The 17,441-nt window shown below is 44.3% G+C and carries 14 protein-coding genes; 3 read left to right on the top strand and 11 right to left on the bottom strand.

Features of this window, described 5'->3' with window-relative positions; genetic code table 11:
• Nucleotides 1–136: 136 nt before the first annotated feature.
• The gene (locus R7044_RS11660) at nt 137–1,828 is read left to right on the top strand and encodes an L-lactate permease (protein ID WP_005375111.1); all 1,692 of its coding nucleotides are present in this window, start codon (nt 137–139) and stop codon (nt 1,826–1,828) included.
• Nucleotides 1,829–2,143: 315 nt separating this feature from the next.
• Nucleotides 2,144–3,283, top strand: a complete 1,140-nt coding sequence (lldD, locus tag R7044_RS11665; protein WP_005383962.1) for an FMN-dependent L-lactate dehydrogenase LldD — start codon at nt 2,144–2,146, stop codon at nt 3,281–3,283.
• Between the two features lie 90 nt (nt 3,284–3,373).
• Here the strand turns inward: lldD and R7044_RS11670 are convergent, their stop codons facing one another.
• Entirely contained in the window at nt 3,374–3,721 is a 348-nt protein-coding gene (locus tag R7044_RS11670) for a helix-turn-helix domain-containing protein (RefSeq protein WP_005375109.1), read from the bottom strand.
• A 301-nt stretch (nt 3,722–4,022) separates the two neighbouring features.
• Between R7044_RS11670 and R7044_RS11675 the strand changes: the two genes are divergently transcribed.
• Nucleotides 4,023–5,126 carry a mechanosensitive ion channel family protein gene (locus R7044_RS11675; protein WP_065275477.1) on the top strand — a complete coding sequence of 368 codons (1,104 nt, stop codon included), beginning with the start codon at nt 4,023–4,025 and terminating at the stop codon, nt 5,124–5,126.
• A gap of 72 nt (nt 5,127–5,198) precedes the next feature.
• Here the strand turns inward: R7044_RS11675 and R7044_RS11680 are convergent, their stop codons facing one another.
• The 10 genes from R7044_RS11680 to R7044_RS11725 form a co-directional block, all read right to left on the bottom strand.
• Nucleotides 5,199–5,918: a carbonic anhydrase gene (locus R7044_RS11680; RefSeq protein ID WP_225455619.1), complete on the bottom strand. Its 720-nt coding sequence runs from the start codon at nt 5,916–5,918 to the stop codon at nt 5,199–5,201.
• A gap of 141 nt (nt 5,919–6,059) precedes the next feature.
• On the bottom strand, nt 6,060–7,028 hold the full coding sequence (locus tag R7044_RS11685) for a spore coat U domain-containing protein (RefSeq protein WP_225455590.1): 969 nt from the start codon (nt 7,026–7,028) through the stop codon (nt 6,060–6,062).
• Nucleotides 7,025–9,451 carry a fimbria/pilus outer membrane usher protein gene (locus R7044_RS11690; protein ID WP_405540575.1) on the bottom strand — a complete coding sequence of 809 codons (2,427 nt, stop codon included), beginning with the start codon at nt 9,449–9,451 and terminating at the stop codon, nt 7,025–7,027. Before R7044_RS11690 ends, R7044_RS11685 begins: the two co-directional genes overlap by 4 nt.
• On the bottom strand, nt 9,451–10,206 hold the full coding sequence (locus tag R7044_RS11695) for a molecular chaperone (protein ID WP_169628864.1): 756 nt from the start codon (nt 10,204–10,206) through the stop codon (nt 9,451–9,453). Before R7044_RS11695 ends, R7044_RS11690 begins: the two co-directional genes overlap by 1 nt.
• Nucleotides 10,207–10,226: 20 nt before the next feature.
• Nucleotides 10,227–10,724 (bottom strand): spore coat U domain-containing protein, encoded by a 498-nt coding sequence (locus tag R7044_RS11700; protein ID WP_033906710.1) that lies wholly within the window; start codon nt 10,722–10,724, stop codon nt 10,227–10,229.
• A gap of 39 nt (nt 10,725–10,763) precedes the next feature.
• Nucleotides 10,764–11,309 (bottom strand): spore coat U domain-containing protein, encoded by a 546-nt coding sequence (locus R7044_RS11705; RefSeq protein WP_005375099.1) that lies wholly within the window; start codon nt 11,307–11,309, stop codon nt 10,764–10,766.
• 387 nt (nt 11,310–11,696) lie between these two features.
• Nucleotides 11,697–12,728: an L-threonine 3-dehydrogenase gene (gene tdh, locus R7044_RS11710; protein WP_005394871.1), complete on the bottom strand. Its 1,032-nt coding sequence runs from the start codon at nt 12,726–12,728 to the stop codon at nt 11,697–11,699.
• A 44-nt stretch (nt 12,729–12,772) separates the two neighbouring features.
• Nucleotides 12,773–13,966, bottom strand: a complete 1,194-nt coding sequence (locus R7044_RS11715) for a glycine C-acetyltransferase (protein WP_005375095.1) — start codon at nt 13,964–13,966, stop codon at nt 12,773–12,775.
• A 212-nt stretch (nt 13,967–14,178) separates the two neighbouring features.
• The gene (locus R7044_RS11720; RefSeq protein ID WP_005375094.1) at nt 14,179–16,509 is read right to left on the bottom strand and encodes a putative bifunctional diguanylate cyclase/phosphodiesterase; all 2,331 of its coding nucleotides are present in this window, start codon (nt 16,507–16,509) and stop codon (nt 14,179–14,181) included.
• Nucleotides 16,506–17,438: a transporter substrate-binding domain-containing protein gene (locus tag R7044_RS11725; RefSeq protein ID WP_225455591.1), complete on the bottom strand. Its 933-nt coding sequence runs from the start codon at nt 17,436–17,438 to the stop codon at nt 16,506–16,508. Before R7044_RS11725 ends, R7044_RS11720 begins: the two co-directional genes overlap by 4 nt.
• Nucleotides 17,439–17,441 lie beyond the last annotated feature (3 nt).

A 17,441-nucleotide genomic window follows, 5' to 3' on the forward strand; every position in this document is an offset into this window, starting at 1 on the left:
TATTTTCATTATTTCCCTATATCAACAAAAAATAAAGGAGTAAATTCACGCCAAATTAACAAAACCATTACAACAAAAAGTCACCTCTACAGCGGATTGACACCGTTCGAGAAGTCAGCGTACGAAGGATGTACAAATGAGTGAAACCCTACTTGCCCTAGTGGCATTTTCGCCAATTGTTGTTGCCGCCATCTTATTGGTTGGTCTCAACTGGCCTGCTAAAAAAGCCATGCCTGTTGCGTTCGGTCTAACCGTCGCTATCGCACTAATGTTTTGGGATATGTCAGCCAATCGCGTACTGGCCTCCGTATTCCAAGGACTGGGCATTACTGTCTCTGTTCTATGGATCGTGTTTGGTGCCATCTTCTTGCTCAACACTTTAAAACACACTGGAGCGATCACCACAATCCGTAATGGATTTACCGATATTTCGGCTGACCGCCGTGTACAAGCCATCATCATTGCTTGGTGTTTTGGCTCGTTCATTGAAGGCGCCTCTGGGTTCGGTACCCCGGCAGCAATCGCTGCACCACTACTGGTTGCAATCGGCTTTCCTGCGCTAGCCGCTGTCCTAATGGGCATGATGATTCAGTCTACGCCTGTTTCATTCGGCGCGGTAGGCACGCCTATCATCGTAGGTGTAAACAAAGGTTTAGACACCCATAACATCAGTGAGTCGTTGGCCGCACAAGGTGCAACGTGGGAAATGTACCTGCAAGATATCACAGCGCACGTTGCTGTCATTCACGCAGTCGTAGGTACGATGATCCCAGTATTAATGGCGATGATGTTAACACGTTTTTTCGGCAAGAACAGAAGCTGGAGTGAAGGCCTGGATATTCTACCATTTGCGCTATTCGCTGGTGTCTCTTTCACCGTTCCATACGCGTTAACCGGCGTATTCTTGGGCGCAGAGTTCCCTTCACTTATCGGTGGTTTGGTTGGTCTGTCTATCGTTGTTACCGCAGCGAAAAAAGGCTTCTTAGTACCAAAGACTAAGTGGGATTTCGAAAGCGAAGACAAATGGCCTGCAGAGTGGTTAGGCTCGCTAAAAGTCGATCTAAACGACAATCCGGGCAAGCCAATGAGCATCGTAAAAGCTTGGGTTCCATATGTAATGCTGGCAGTTATTCTCGTCGCAAGCCGCGTTAGCCCTGAGCTGAAAGGCTTTGTACAAAGCGTAAGTTTGTCGTTCAGCAACATTCTTGGTGAGACTGGCGTTAGCGCTGCTATTCAGCCGTTATACCTTCCTGGTGGCATTCTGGTGTTTGTCGCACTACTTGCTGCAATGTTACAAAGCGGCAGTGTAAAGCCATTGCGTGAAGCGTTTGGCGAGTCAAGCAAAACACTGATTGGGGCGGGTTTTGTCTTGGTATTTACCATTCCGATGGTTCGTATCTTTATCAACTCAGGCATCAACGGTGCTGACCTAGCAAGTATGCCCGTCACAACCGCAAACTTCGCCTCTGACCTTGTTGGTTCTGCGTTCCCAGCGCTGAGTGCCACCGTTGGTGCACTGGGTGCGTTCATCGCTGGCTCAAACACGGTATCAAATATGATGTTCAGCCAGTTCCAATTCGAAGTGGCACAAACGTTGTCTATTTCGAGTGTGATTGTTGTATCACTCCAGGCCGTCGGTGCTGCTGCAGGTAACATGATTGCGATTCACAACGTTGTTGCCGCATCAGCCACGGTAGGTTTGCTTGGTCGAGAAGGCGCAACATTGCGTAAAACGATTATCCCTACGTTCTACTACATTGTAATGACAGGCATTATTGGATTGGTGCTGATTTATGGCTTCCAAATGACAGATGTCTTAATGAAGTAACGCGAAATGCAGGGTTTACAGCCCTGCCTAATTTGACACAGCTGTCTGCACTACTACCCCGACATGTTGATTTAGCTTGCTACATCAATTCCCCCGACAGCTGTGTCACCCTTTCCAGTTTGCATAACTGATTGAGTGATTTAATAAAATTTTTCAACCAATTATGTAAATGGGTTACCAACATCACCGATTCAAACGTAAGTGAACCATAGGTAACTATACTCATTTTGATGTCTTCACTGCTTTGCGATGAAGGCTCAACGAAAGAGCAAATTGCTCCACAACTTTGCTTAGAATAACCGCTAGGACACCATTATGATTATCTCAGCTTCTACTGACTACCGCGCTGCCGCGAAAGCCAAGCTTCCCCCGTTTCTATTCCATTATATTGATGGCGGCTCTTACGACGAACGCACGCTGAAGCGTAATACTGACGATTTAGGTGATGTCGCTCTTCGCCAACGCGTCCTACGCGATATGACAGATTTGAGCCTCGAAACCGAGATCTTCGGTGAGAAACTGGCAATGCCAATCGCGCTAGCTCCTGTTGGTCTAACTGGTATGTACGCGCGCCGAGGCGAAGTGCAAGCAGCAAAAGCAGCCGAGAAAAAAGGCATCCCGTTTACTATGTCGACTGTTTCGGTTTGTCCGATTGAAGAAGTCGCACCTGCAATTGAACGTCCAATGTGGTTCCAGCTTTACGTACTTAAAGACCGTGGCTTTATGAAGAACGTACTTGAGCGTGCAAAAGCAGCAGGCGTAACAACGCTGGTGTTTACCGTTGATATGCCAGTTCCTGGCGCACGTTACCGTGACATGCATTCAGGTATGAGTGGCCCTAACGCGGCCATGCGTCGTGTATTCCAGGCGATGCGCCACCCAAGCTGGGCGCTGGATGTGGGTCTACTTGGTAAACCGCACGACTTAGGTAACATCTCAACTTATCGTGGCGAACCAACAAAGCTAGAAGATTACATCGGCTGGTTAGGCGCAAACTTCGACCCTTCTATCTCCTGGAAAGATCTTGAGTGGATTCGTGATTTTTGGGATGGTCCAATGGTTATCAAAGGCATTCTAGATGAAGAAGACGCGAAAGATGCGGTACGTTTCGGCGCGGACGGCATTGTGGTATCTAACCATGGTGGCCGTCAGTTAGATGGCGTACTTTCAAGCGCTAAAGCACTACCAAGCATTGCGGATGCGGTAAAAGGTGATCTTAAGATCTTCGTAGACTCTGGTATTCGTACTGGTCTTGATGTCGTTCGTATGCTCGCACTTGGTGCAGACTGTACGCTTCTTGGCCGTTCATTTGTGTACGCATTGGCAGCACAAGGCGGAGCAGGCGTTGAAAATCTACTGGATCTGTACGATAAAGAAATGCGTGTAGCAATGACGCTGACTGGCGCTAAGTCTATCGCGGATCTTTCACGCGATTCGCTAGTGAAAATCCCATAATCTTTGCAATCGAGCAAAACAGAAACGAAAAAACGAGCCAACAGTGGCTCGTTTTTTATTGCTCTTCAACCCGATAATTTGACGAGCAAGCTAGCTAACTTGGTGAACGTACTCGATCACGACTTGGTTTCCGTCGATAAACACGTTACTGATATCGCCATCCACCGTCACACGATTTTGTAAATAAACGGTACCAGATGCAGATAGGTCACGCTCCGTCAAAGACGGAATCACCTGACCAGGACGTACATGTAGCTGCTCGCATAGCTGTTTTACAAAACCTAGCGTCAGTGGAGAATTACCACGTAACAAGCCAGAAAACTCGTGTAGACTCAAACCAAGGCGCTTCGCCATTTCCATTTGAGTGATGTGCATTTTGGCTTTTTGTGACATCCAGATGTCGTAGAGCGCGTTTCGATCCAGCTCTGTAAATTCCATATCTGCCTCCGCTAATTCAAGAGCCAATACACTCTCACACTTGCTTAAGATAAATGTTAGCGATAAGTCAGAGAAGTTATAATTGATCGTCCAAATATCAACCCTCAATCATTGGTAGCGTACCTCTGAACATGCATGAGGCGGTCGCTCAACAGAACATTGAGGTGACTCTCTTGTCATCGGAAGGAAAAGTCCATCTCGGACGGTTTAGACATAAGTAAATGATTTAAAGGAAATCACTGGGGTGAAGGAGTAATATCTGCTACCTTTCCTTCCATGGTTCACTAGAAATAAGTTACATATGCCACAGTGGTTTACCGAATTACAAAGCTACATTGAAACGTCTCATCAAAATTGGAGTGGGAGCGTCCTTTTCATTACGCTCGCTAGCTTTATAGCTTGGATAGCTTGGCGGCTGATTCGCTCTCGCCTCGCTGCGCTCGTAGAGAAAACGCCCTTCCACTGGGATGATATGTTGCTTGATGCGCTAAAAGCGCCAGTCAGTACACTCATTTGGTGTTGGCCAGCAACCGTCTCTATCGGCATCATATTGGAGAGCGAGCTCAACGATAAAATAAACTGGTTAAGTACGCTGAAACTGATTTTAATCATCAGCATCTTCGTATGGACCGTTATGCGGCTCATTACCAATGTTGAAGAGCATGTTCTCGAACAAAAGAACCGAGATGAAACAACAGTACAAGCGATAGCTAAGGTCGCGCGCCTGTTCTTTATTACCGTCGGAATTCTAACCGTAATGCAGGCATTTGGTCTGTCACTATCGGGCCTCCTTACCTTCGGTGGTGTTGGTGGTTTGATCGTCGGTTTAGCGGCGAAGGATTTGCTGTCTAACTTTTTTGGAGGTCTTATGATCTACTTCGATCGTCCATTTAAAGTTGGCGATTGGATCCGTTCTCCAGACCGACAAATAGAGGGGACAGTAGAACGCATTGGCTGGCGCATGACCATTATCCGAACTTTCGATAAGCGTCCACTGTATGTACCAAACTCAGTGTTTAGCAGCATTGTCGTAGAAAACCCATCTCGCATGCTGAACCGACGTATCTACGAAAAAATTGGACTTCGTTACGACGATGCAGAAAAAATGCCGCAAATTATCACCGCGGTAAAAGAAATGCTGAAAAATCACAAAGACATTGATGCACGCCAAACACTTATCGTTAATTTCGATACATTCGGTCCATCATCATTGCACTTCTTTATCTATACCTTTACTAAAACCGTGAATTGGGTGAGATACCATGAGGTTAAGCAGGACATACTGCTTAAGGTAATCAACATCATTAAAGAGCACGATGCAGATATCGCGTTCCCTACTCAGACGCTTAAGCTCGACCCTATACAAATGGTAAAATCGGAAGAGCAAGAAGATCACGGCTTCTAGTTCTCACCAATACCCCAATAATCAAGCCCGCTGTGTTTAAGCGGGCTTTTTATTTTTCTTCGCATGAAGTGGTTATTGTTGCGTTAACACCATACGTGCATTCAGCGGTTGGATTGGGCGATTGTTTTTCCGCATTACTTCCGAAAAAGATTTTATCTGCTCAGGAGAAATAGTTTGTGCTTCTTTCATCACCAACCAACGCACACCTTCAGAGCATGGTGGTGTCGTTAGTGAGCCGTTAAAGCGGTAGTAGTCTTTATCACTTGGGATAAGGGCATCAGCATCAAATGGAACCTTGATGGTAACATCTTGATCTTTAGTTGGAATGTTAGCTAGCATCTTAGCTAAATCTGGGTTCGCGTCACCCAGTTTAAAGAACACCGCGACAACAGCTAGATGACCTACTTTGTCGGCATGCACAAAGTGTACTTCTAGTGGGTATTCTTTACCATCCACATGGTTTTCAGATGGCGTATGGAAGTGGAACTGTTTCAACGTAAACTCTTTACCATCAATGGTGAGTGTGTTTTTACCTTCTAAACCAGTCTGTAAAGTGTGACCGTTGTTCAGCAGTGAAATTGCCTTACCTTCGTAGTCGAAATCCAATTTTTCTAGCTTCGCTTCGGTCGCCGATTCAATGTTGATTGGGCTCTGGTTTTGACCTTTCGCGCACTCAGATGCAAACTCACCCCAATGAGCTGGCCCATGGTTTCCCTCGTAGCCCCAGCTTGCTGCATAAGCTGTTCCTGTAAATACCAGTGCCAAACCTAATGTTGTTAGTGACTTCTTCATCATTTTCCTTATTTCTGAAAGTTAAATTCCGTGAGAATAAAGCCATACTAATCTCACAAAATTAAGCAGTGACAGAGTGAAAACTATGATTACAAAAGATTTTTGGAATAGAAGCCTCTAATGATGTAATTGACATGATGCTCAAAATTGAACGTCAACGATTATTGAGTCGGTGTAAGTACCTGCAGGAGGGGTCGTTTGGCTGGTTAGTATCTGCGCGCGATAATTATAATTCTGTGGCGTGATACCATCCGGAATGGAGCCGCCAGTATCGACGTCACTGTGTTCACGACGTTCAGAACTGGTTCCTCCCCAGCGCTCCATCGTTGATGACTTATAGATTTCATACTCCAAATAGTGACCACTAGAAATCATTCGCCGCTGACCGCCGGACGCATTTAGGCCGTCATTCAAGCCAATGGAGAAGGAGCTATTCTTGGTACAAGTTAACGATATAACCTGACTGACTGGCTCAAAACCGGCCACTAATGGGGACGAACCAAAATCAATATCTGGCGCCGTGATCATACAATCAGGGGTCACTTCAAACTCAACCGTAATCACGCTTTGAGCGCTGCCATTGGCGCGGCCAATGCATACCCCTAGAACCCCGATACCCTTACAGTAATCCCAAATCCAGGATACGGTGATTTGGTCTTTATAAGTCCCAGCGGAAAGATTACTGCCTACTCCCGTCCGAGCATAGAGCGGAAACTCAGCTTGAGAGCCAAACAACCCGAGTAAATCGAGTAACCCGATTTCAAAAAAATTGTAAGTTTGGCCGAATTCATACTCTTGTGAAAGACCTGGATCGCCAAAAATCCGATAGCTGAGCTCCGAACTCGGATCATCCTCATTTAATAGCAAACCATTATTTATACTGTTAAACGTTGCTGATACGTAGTCGCCACTTAACAAAGACACAAGTGTAGAAAAGTCACACGTAATCCCCGCATGAGGCTGAGCTGAGCTTTGCTGCTGAGAGCTTGAAACAGTAAACGAAGAAACATTGCCAAACAAGATTAAAGGTGTTGCCGCCGTGAGCTGACAAGCCATTGTCGAGCACGAGAAAAAGAGAAGTAGGCTAGCAAACCAGCTGCGCAAAATCATAGTGCGATCTCTTCTTCGGCTTTGATACAAACCTGCTCAGGCAATGTTTGTATTTTTTGACTGTCACGCTGATACAACCCCTCAATAAACACTTTACATGGCGACTGTCCTTGAGGATAAAACTGAATGTAGCGGCCTGGGTCAACGCCTTCAAAGTAGGTAAAACCATCCCAACCAATTTGGCTTGTTAAGCCCGTTTCTGAGCGGCCATATGTACCAATCGGAAGGAACAAATGATTTTCGTCTACCACCGTCATGCTCAGTGCAATTTGTAGCTCTATTGGGAACTCTAACAGGTAGCCGTAGCCCGAATGTATCGAGGCAAACTGCTCTGTTGCAGAAAACGCAGCATTGGCTGGTAAATTAAGTGGATCGATTTCATATTTGGCGGTGTAATACGCCGTAGCCCAAGGAACAAGTAGGTAACCTTCATCGTCTGTCACTCCGACAATTTGATTCTCATATTTAACCGGAATACCTTCAAAACCACTGGTGCTCACTACCGCAAAGCTGTCATACACTTCATTCGCTGGGAATATTTCTCCATCCAACGTAGAGACTGAACCTGCCATTTCCGCAAAATAATCATAGTCGCCACTGGTGCCATTTAACCCCGCTCTGAACTGCGCCCATGACGCACGGTAGGTCAAATCGGCCTGTTTACGGTTTTCTGGGTGTTCGTTAATATCATGCGCTAAATTGACGCCCCACCCACCTCGTATTGGCGCAAGGCGGCTGTAACCCACTCGCCCTCGCACATCGCCATCGTCCTCTCTTTTCAGCGTTAGCCCCGAACTTCCCCCCAAAGAACTGAAAGGTAGAGAGAATTGCGCCAGCGTAACACTCTGACCACCAATACTATGGTTGTAAGAAAGGGACATATTGATATTAAAAGGCAGAGCGTAGCTATAAGTAAGATTTAGGGTACGTGAATCTGAGTCGGATTGTTGAATATCAAAGTACCCACCAGAAAGTGAGCCCCAATCTCCCAAACGGACTCCCATACTGATTTGTGATAGATGGCGCGACGCGAGTGAAGCGTCCTTGCCTTCATCGAGCATTTCGTAATTTGGTAAATGAGATAAGGTATAAAAGTCGGCTTGTTCTACTTGAGTTCGAGCAGCGAAGCTAAACAGCCGAGACTGATAACTATAACCTAGCGCATATGAGGTAGATTGATCCTGAAAATTACTCACACGAAACGAGGCATCCACCGTACCCAAGTTGAAAGCATTGGTGACAAAGCCCAGCCCCGCAACGATCAGGTCATCTTTTGCTTCAGCTTGAGCTTCTAGTGTTAACCAATCAGTCATGCCATGACGCAGAGCGGTAACCACGCCACCGTCTCCATAGTCGTTAGATGCATTACCGAAATTTTCTCTGATCGCACCAATACTCGCACTGTAAGATGTAAATCCGGTCTTGAGTAGATCGGAAGAGAGAAAAAATGGGCTGGTCATGACCGTTTGCTTACCTTGAGCATCCGTTGCAATTACCGTTGCTTCCCCAGCACCAGAGAGCATTGGAATATCGTTAATAATGAAAGGACCGGGCCCAACATTCATTGAGTCAGTTTTAAAGCCATTGATAAACAAATCTAACGTAGTGGGCGCTGTGACCTCACCGTAAAATGCAGGTAACGGCGTCGTCACGACATCCGGACGCATAGAGAAATCATGCGACAACTGAATACCCGCCAGTCTTACTGGTTGGCTCCAAGATAAAGGGCGAACAATATAGTCCCCTACCTCTATACGAATTCGCTTCTCTTGATTGACGTACTCGTAACTCGTATCAAAACGAGTGTACTGGCTGCTTTGCTGGGACTGAACATCGCGATGAAAGTTAGATTTAAATATCCCGGTAGTAGAAAAAACGCCAAACTCAGAAAAGGCTCTGACTTCATGATTGATAGAAACCTCCTTTTGTCGGCTTTCGTTCTCGTACACACCAAATACGTTGTAGTTAAGCAGGCCACCACGCCCAAACTGAGCCGGGGAAAATCGCCCCATATCCTGCGCTGATAAGTTCTGCATCGGTAACCAATTAGGCGGTACGTCAATTGCAAGTTGCAATGACGATTGCAAGTAACGCACGTTAACACCTGGGATAGACGTAACCTCAAGTCTCTCTTCGGTTCCAGGCAACGACTTGGCGGTAACCCCAACTGAAATGAGGTCCTCCCGGAGCAAAAAGAACTGATCGCCAACTCGCTCAACTTTCGCAACAAGCCCTGTTGCTCTTTGATTGATCACCAACTCCAGATTGAGGCTGATATTCTCAAACTTTTCTAAAGAGAAATTTTCAGGACTCGGTAGCTCAGAGAAGTGGTTTGCTGAATTTGCACAAAGACCAATACTGCTCCACGTTACGCTAAGTAATACCAACCAAAAGAAAGCATTCATTGTATTAAATCTATTCATTATTGCTTCAATGGTATTTGGTAACGTTTACCTCCAATATTCGCGCTCAAACTCATAGGTCTGACATTACTATGGGGAATAGACCAAACCTTATACTGTTCAGGAAGAATATAGCCAGCTAGTCCATCGGAAATAACGACAGGATCTTTATTTGGTAGGTTCAATTGTAAATTCACTAAGCGAACATGGTGTTTTCCTGAATTTTTAATGTGAACAAAACGCTGATTATTTTTCTTAATAAACTGTGCCTGTAAATCATCCCATAATTCACTGTCACGGTTTGGTTTTTGAGTATCAGTCAGCCCTTTCCCGTAAATAAACAAAGGTATCGAGTAACGCATTCGGACTTTTACAGCGAGTTCATTTTCCGTCAATTCTGTTTGAGGGTTTTGAGTTGGCGGTAATTCATCTATGATCACTCGGTATGCATACTCCTTACCCGCAGAGGCTTCATCTTGGTTGATGATGCGGATTAACTGCTTTTCACCTGGTTCAATTTTGACAAACGGAGGGGTTGCAATTAACTGGCTTTGACTTGAATAGCTATCTTCTCCTTCGTTTTGTTCCCACTTAAAAATTCTCACCTGTAAATAAGAATCAACACTGCCTTTATTTACCATCCAAAGTGATGTTGCATTGCTCTCCTCTGATATTTTGGGGTAAATCGGCCAAATTAATAATGAGTTAGCGTTGGCATTTGAGAAAAAAACAAAAAGGAAGGCTATTAATAATAGTTTTTTGAGTATGAATTCCATTTCACCCCTCCAAAGTTCACTTACCACTCTAATGTCAGCGTAAGCGTATCCATATAAATTCCAGCCATTTCATTCCCATTTATTGTCGCCTTTGCCCAGATAGGAAACTGAATATTATCTGGGTCTTGGTCAGTATCGACGGAATATTGCGTGTCAATATCAAGCACCTGCGTGTAATTTAGATCCTGGAACAAAAAGTAATCTACCGTTGTCGCTTCTTCACTGTGCTTTAGCTTACGTACACCATCCGATGCATTCATCCCGCCATTTACGGAAACATTCATCGTAATACCCGGAGTACAGCTTAATGTGAGTGATGAACTGTAAGTGATGCTGCCTTGTACTTCCGTCGCGTAAACTGAAGAATGCTCACCAAAATCTAACGTGCCTATTTGCCCGGCTTGGGTTGCGCTTTCTTCTTGTACTACGCCGTTAATCAAACAACCTGTATCTACGGTGGCAGACACCTGAAAAGTTTGTGTCGCATCAGCCAGCACAGTTAAAGAGCACAAACTCATCGCGACAAGTGAAAAGCCCCTAACAACCAGCGTCACGTTTTACCAGCTTAGCGTCACACTGATGGTATCGGAGTATGTACCGGCAATGCTGCTCGTACCGTAAGCTTTCGCAAAAAGCTCAATAGTTTGCGATGTTGCACTAGTAAATTCAGACAGAGCTACCGTCCCGCCTTGTATAATTTGTGTGCTTCGGTCTGAGTCGGTAAACAACGTATAATCAATAAATTGCGCGCCATTTGACATCGCATAGGTACCAACGGTCGCACTTGCATCATACAATCCGGTGCCCAATGTAAACGTCGGTGTCACACCGTTACTACAAAGCACTTCAATACCCGTCGCACTACCACCATTTACCACACCATCTTGTTCACTGAAGATTGCAGGCACGTCTCCAAAGGCGAGTGAGCCAAAGCCAACGCCAGAAGCTGCATCTACCGCATTATTTCCATTAATCACACAACCTTGTACAAGGTTAATTGAAACATCAATCGTACCGCTAACTGACGCTCCACTCGCTTGCCAACTAAATGAGGTTAAGAGCAGAGGCATCATCAGATAAAATCTTTTCATATAAAGCTCCATTTTTACATTCCACTGTATATCGGTAACCTTTTTATTAGTTATAGCTCAATTATGACAAACCAAATGCATATAAAATGTAAAACAATAAAAAGAAGCAGGATAAGGATAAAGACGAACAGCAAATAAAAATATTAAACTTAAAAGTGACGATTTTTAAGCATGTAATGCTAAATAATAACCACCAAAAACAAATGGTTATTATCTTGTTCCAAATATAGAATCGACAATGAGTTAGAAGGTAGGGTGAAGTTGAGTGGAAAAAATCTAAAAAAGTAGCAGAACGATACGAGAAGTTTAGAAAAGATTGGCGACCATTTCTTCCCGAAACAAAAATCTTCATGAAACAAAAATGCGCCCCAAAAGGAGCGCATTTCTTACTTGAATAAGTTATTCCCAATCAAGAATAACTTTGCCTGACATACCGCTGCGCATTACATCGAAGCCTTCTTGGAAGTCATCAATCTTGTAGTGGTGCGTGATGATTGGCGATAGATCCAGACCAGATTGGATCAGTGAAGCCATCTTGTACCACGTTTCGAACATTTCGCGACCGTAGATACCTTTGATCACCAAGCCTTTGAAGATAACTTGGTTCCAGTCGATACCCATGTCTGACGGTGGAATACCGAGTAGTGCAATGCGACCACCGTGGTTCATTGTGGTTAGCATTGAGTTGAATGCTGCTGGGTTACCAGACATTTCTAGACCAACGTCGAAGCCTTCTGTCATGCCTAGCTCAGCCATTACGTCTTCTAGCTTCTCTTCAGCCACGTTTACTGCGCGTGTTACACCCATCTTACGAGCAAGTTCTAGACGGTATTCGTTCACGTCTGTGATCACTACGTGGCGAGCACCAACGTGCTTTGCTACTGCCGCTGCCATGATACCGATTGGGCCAGCACCTGTGATAAGCACGTCTTCGCCTACTAGGTCGAAAGAAAGTGCTGTGTGTACTGCGTTACCAAACGGGTCAAAGATAGACGCTAGGTCGTCAGAGATCTCGTCTGGGATCTTGAACGCGTTGAACGCTGGGATAACCAGGTATTCTGCAAATGCGCCTTCGCGGTTAACGCCCACACCAATCGTGTTACGACATAGGTGAGTACGGCCGCCACGACAGTTACGACAATGACCACACGTGATGTGACCTTCGCCAGATACGCGGTCACCGATTTCAAAGCCACGAACTTCCTGACCAATCGCAACCACTTCACCCACGTATTCGTGACCGACAACCATAGGCACTGGAATTGTCTTTTGTGACCATTCGTCCCAATTGTAGATGTGTACGTCTGTACCACAGATAGCGGTTTTCTTAATTTTGATCAGAATGTCGTTATGGCCAACTTCAGGTTTATCAACCTCAGTCATCCAGATGCCTTCTTCAGGCTTTAGCTTTGATAATGCTTTAATTTTCATAATGTAACCTTAATTAAAGGCCCTATTGTCTAAGGCCTAGAATCTTAAATAAGACCCATGTCCTTACCAACTTGGATGAACGCGTCGATTGCACGGTCTAGTTGCTCGCGAGAGTGCGCCGCAGACATTTGAGTACGGATACGTGCTTGACCTTTTGGTACTACAGGGAATGAGAAGCCGATTACGTAGATGCCTTTCTCCAGCGCACGCTCTGCAAATTCTGCTGCTACTTTTGCGTCGCCAAGCATGATTGGGATGATTGCGTGGTCAGCACCACCCATTGTGAAACCCGCGTCTTCCATACGAGTACGGAAGTGTGCTGCGTTTTCCCATAGACGATCACGTAGGTCACCGCTCTCTTCTAGTAGATCTAGAACGCGGATAGAAGCGCTTACGATTGCTGGTGCAACAGAGTTAGAGAATAGGTATGGACGAGAACGCTGACGTAGCCAGTCAATCACTTCCGCTTTACCAGATGTGTAACCGCCTGAAGCGCCGCCCATTGCTTTGCCTAGCGTACCAGTGATGATGTCGATACGGTCAACCACGTTGTGGTGCTCGTGCGTACCTGCACCTGTTTTGCCCATGAAGCCAACAGCGTGAGAGTCATCAACCATAGTCAACGCGCCGTACTTCTCTGCTAGGTCACAGATAGCCGGAAGGTTTGCTACTACGCCGTCCATTGAGAACACACCGTCCGTTACGATAAGAATGTGGCGAGCACCTGCTTCTTTCGCAGCGATCAGTTGTTGCTCTAGCTCTTCCATGTTGTTGTTTGAGTAGCGGAAACGCATTGCTTTACATAGACGAACACCGTCGATGATTGACGCGTGGTTTAAAGCGTCAGAGATGATTGCGTCTTCTTTGCCTAGAATAGTTTCAAATAGGCCCGCGTTTGCGTCGAAACATGATGTGTAAAGAATCGTATCTTCTTTACCTAGGAACTTAGAAAGCTTCTGCTCAAGCTCTTTGTGGATGTCTTGCGTACCACAGATAAAACGTACTGAAGCCATACCAAAGCCGTGCTCGTCCATGCCTGCTTTACCCGCTTCGATAAGTGCCGGGTGGTTAGCAAGACCAAGGTAGTTGTTCGCACAGAAGTTTAGTACTTCTTCACCAGTAGAGATTTTAACAGCCGCTTGCTGTTGAGACGTGATGACACGCTCTGATTTGTAAAGGCCTTCCGCCTTTACTTCTTCGATTTGCTGCTGAATCTGTTGGTAGAATGCAGAAGACATTTGAAATTCCTTCCTAGTTATTTTGGCGAGTATTTACTCGTTTAGAATTAGGCTTAGCCTTTATGTGACGGGCGTCACGGGCTATCACTCATCAATTAATTGTAGTGTAATTCAAGGAAGGAGGAAGGATTATACCTTAAGGTGGAAAAGCATTAATGAATCCTAGGCACAAATTCGATTAATGCTTTTCTATGAGTTTGTTATAAAAGGAATTATAGCCAGGTAGGCTTAGCCAAAAGTGCTTCAAAGTCCTTAGCAGGTAATGGTCGGCTATAGTGGAAACCTTGTCCGAACTCACAGTTTAGGTTTTTCAGGTAATCCACATGACGCTGTTCTTCGATGCCTTCTGCGACGATCTTAAGATCCAGCGCTTTTGCCATTGCTATGATTACGTTCACAAGCTCGCGGTCTGAGTCGTTCTCGAACATATTTTGCATAAAGCTACGATCAATTTTTAAGCGGTCGAACGGAAACTTCTGCAAGTAACTCAGCGCAGAATAACCAGTACCAAAATCATCAATAGTAAGTTTGGTGCCTAACGCTCGTAAGTTATTAAGCATGTCTAATAGCTCAGAATCGTGATTGAAGAGGAGACTTTCTGTCACTTCAATATCGAACTTATCTGACGGAAGACCAGACTCCTCAAGGCTGTGTTTAATAAACGTAAGTAAGCGCTCGCAGTACCTAAATTGAACACTAGAAAAGTTTACAGAAACAAACAACGGAGTCAGACTCTGCCATTGTGCCGCTTGTCGACACGCTTGTTGAATAGCAAACTCACCAATTTGATGAATTAAACCATTTTTCTCTGCAATAGAGATAAACTCTTCAGGGTTTACGAATCCGTACTTGTCATCATTCCAACGCATTAGCGCTTCTGCCCCTACGATTTTACCACTACTCAGCTCAATAATTGGCTGATAATACAGCTCTAACAACTGATTGGAGATCGCACTTCTCAGACGATTTTCCAGATCTAAGTAGCGTTGCAAGTCTTGGTTCATATTATGGTTATAAAAACAAAAGCCATCACGCCCATCTTGTTTCGCCCGATACATTGCCATATCTGCACATGCAAGAAGCTGCTCAGCGTTGTCTCCATCATCCGGGAACACAGACATTCCGACGCTGCTACTCAAGAAGAATTCATGGTTGTTCCAAACAAACGGATCGTTAAACGCCGAAAGTACACTTGAAGCAACTCGCTTTGCAGTATCATTATCAGGCAAATCAGGGATGACGAGTAAAAACTCATCCCCACCAATTCTCGCCAATAAGTCTGTTTTTCTCGCGACTTGATACAGTCGCTGAGCACTGAGTTTAAGGATTTCATCCCCAACAAAGTGTCCCATTGAATCGTTAATCTGCTTAAAGTGGTCTAAGTCGATGAACATCACCAAAACTTTAGACCCACTACGCGATGCCCTAATTAACTCCAAAGCCAATCGCTCGGAACCATAACTACGATTAGGTAAATTGGTTAATGTGTCATATTTAGCTTGGAAGGCGAGTTCTTTTTCAGACGCTTTTCGACGTTCAATTTCGTTCGTTAATTTTTTATTCTGTTGAGAAAGAATATCTTTACGCTTTTTTTCTTCCTCAAGCTTAATTTTCAATTCAATCCTATTATTGTTCGTGATGAATGCATAACATAAAGCAATGACGATCATAACGGCCAGAATACTCAAACCAATAATAAAGAGCCGTGATGTAAATATATCTCGTTCACTCAAAGGCTCGAACCACGCCATCAATTTGAAGTGATGTTTATCCACAGGAACTTCAAAGTAAATTTTTCCGTCTACAGCCTCAGAAACGAAATAATTCTCATCCTTATTGTGAGAAGGTGTTTTATTTATGGTATCCCATACAACCATTTCCACGTCTTTTATTTTTAGCACCATTCGGCTATAACTATCTTCGTGTTCTTGGTTAGTAAGTTGGTCAATAACAATATTCTTATTAAGATCGGCAATTAAAAAAGCAACAGGCTTTCCGGAGAACTTAACTTGCTTAATGACTTGAATGCGAACGTCATCATTGTATCGCGTCGCACAAACCTCTTCGGGATGCCCGTGTTGAGTCATTAAGGTTTGTATGTCCATTTTGTGCTCGGCAAGGTTTTCAGATCCAGTGGTGACAATGGTGACTCCATCACTGCCTACCAGCGTGAGCTTCTTATAGATTTGGCTGCTATTAATTAGCTTACTGTCTATCTTCTCATCGAAGCGACGCTTTAAATTAATTAGACTGGCTCCTAATCCATACTCCATTGACATGCCAGAAGCTAAATTACCAAAGAATGTTTGTATTGTTTTATCTGTAGCTAGATTATCAACATCTTCACTCGCTATGGTAAATAAATTATCGAGTGTGCTTGCATAACTTTTTACTTTTAAATCTAGTTCTCTGTATTGAGATTCTTTTAACTTATTTTGACCTACGCTAGTCACAGTAATAAGCATAGCTAAGTAAATTGAAACTAATATTGCGCTTATTGTAATAAATCTTTTACTGGAAAATTTTTTAACGGCCTTATTCATCGGACTTTCTTTTTATCTTCTATAAAGTAATCGTTATAAAAGTAGTAAATAGATGGATAGTATTTTTTTACTAGTTTTTCGTATGAACCGTCTTTTTTTATCGAGTTTAAATAACGATCAAATGCTTTGCGTAATTCAGGGGAATTTTTACGGAATGCAACAGCCATTTTTTGATTTTCAGATATAGGGCCAATGACTTTTATTTCGCCCGGCCATTTTTCGAGGGCAATTAGCGTATCCGCAACATCTAATAATGTGCTTTCCGCGTCATTTTTCATTATCGCTGGAACCATCTCATTAAGGAGACGCGCCCCATCAGGTAATATAACTTTTGCACCTGTGTCATATAAGTCATAAAGGTTAGGATCCAAGCAAGAATGTTCTAAAGCTAACACTTCGCGACCATCGATCAGCTGCTTGACGTTTTTAACATCTTCATCGACCGACCCACTTGGTTTAATCGGGCTCAGACTAGAGTCGGATCTGGAAACCAACCATACACCTGAAGGAAAATAATCTTGTGAAAAATCGACAACCTCAGAACGCCAATCAAGAATAGTAACGCCATTTGCGATCAAATCGCCTTCAATTGGAACACTTTCTCCGACAACAGCCTGCTTGTTGTGATATTGCACATTTTGCCCTGTCAACTTACCAACCACGTCGCTCCACTGTGCTGGAACATACTGGTACTGAACACCTAACGACTTGGCAAAACCTTTTATTATCTCTACATCCAAGCCAGTCAAAGTTTCCACTTCACCTTGTTCAATATAGGAGACAAAGTTAGCGTACGGGACACCAATGTGACGCAGTACACCACGTTCACGGATTTGTTGTAAATCGTCTGACCAAGCGGCAGACGACGCAACAGAGGTAACCATGAGCGCCACCGTCGCTAAAGTTCTTTTGAATGTTATGACTGACATAAT

The sequence above is a fragment of the Vibrio sp. 1402 genome, assembly GCF_033340275.1.